This window comes from Vibrio sp. 10N.261.46.E11 (assembly GCF_041472735.1).
Classification (GTDB): domain Bacteria; phylum Pseudomonadota; class Gammaproteobacteria; order Enterobacterales; family Vibrionaceae; genus Vibrio.
In genome coordinates, this window is sequence record NZ_JBFRQW010000100.1 from 1 (window position 1) to 1008 (window position 1008).

Consider the following 1008-nt stretch of genomic DNA (forward strand, 5'->3'; position numbering starts at 1 on the left):
CTATGTTTGATCACTTACTTGCTGTGATTGGTATTACGTTACTTATAGTAATAGTGAGATGATTGAAATATTTGAAGTGGAAGTCGAATGGCTGATTGTGGCTAAGGCTAGCGAGTTGGAATGAATACAAGAATGCTCCTTGTATTCATTTAAATGACAATAACGGTGTGCGTGTTACATATATTGGTTGATGTATACGTCGACTAAGAACATGAATACAGGCACGGTGCTGAGAAGTCCGAAGAAGACGATTGGCACCCAGTTTTTCATTTTCTTTTTAGGTTGCTCAGTGTTGTTCATAAATTCGGCCTTCTATTAGTTGTTGTAGCTATTGTAGCTGTTTAGCTTTGTGGTACTAAATAATCTGAGAGTATGGTATCAAATAAACTCGATGAGCCCTATGTGGATTTGGCGTTTCGTGGGGTGTATCAAACACATAAAATATCGTTGATTCATAAACGGTTCATAAAGGTTCAACAATAATGAACCTATTAGAACAAGTATTGCCTTACTCGGCATATAAAATAAACAGCATTCAAAGATTTGGAGAAGACAACATGAGAACAATCGGAAACATTATTTGGTTTCTGTTCGGTGGCGTATTTATGGGACTGGCTTGGTGGTTCTTCGGGCTGCTCGCGTTCCTTACCATCGTAGGTATTCCATGGGGCAGAGCGTGTTTTGTCATGGGTAATTTCTCATTCTTCCCATTCGGTCAAGAAGCGATTTCTCGTGATGAATTAACTAACGAAATGGACATTGGCACCAGCCCGCTAGGTGTGATTGGTAACGTGATTTGGTTCTTATTTGCAGGTATCTGGCTTGCGATTGGTCACATCATGTCAGCTGTGGCGTGTTTCATTACCATCATCGGTATTCCGTTTGCCATTCAACACCTCAAGCTCGCGGTTATCTCATTAGCGCCAATCGGCAAAACGGTTGTTGATAAGCGTGAAGCAGAAGCGGCACGAGTAAGAAACTACAAAGGTTAATACCAATCGTAGTAAA

2 protein-coding genes are annotated in these 1008 nt (G+C 40.7%); one reads left to right on the forward strand and one right to left on the reverse strand.

Annotated elements, in window-relative coordinates:
• Nucleotides 1-174 precede the first annotated feature (174 nt).
• On the reverse strand, nucleotides 175-300 hold the full coding sequence (locus tag AB4407_RS20875) for a hypothetical protein (RefSeq protein ID WP_017060906.1): 126 nt from the start codon (nucleotides 298-300) through the stop codon (nucleotides 175-177).
• A gap of 257 nt (nucleotides 301-557) precedes the next feature.
• Here AB4407_RS20875 and AB4407_RS20880 point away from each other — a divergent pair, with 257 nt between their 5' ends.
• Nucleotides 558-992 carry a YccF domain-containing protein gene (locus tag AB4407_RS20880; RefSeq protein ID WP_029225586.1) on the forward strand — a complete coding sequence of 145 codons (435 nt, stop codon included), beginning with the start codon at nucleotides 558-560 and terminating at the stop codon, nucleotides 990-992.
• Nucleotides 993-1008 lie beyond the last annotated feature (16 nt).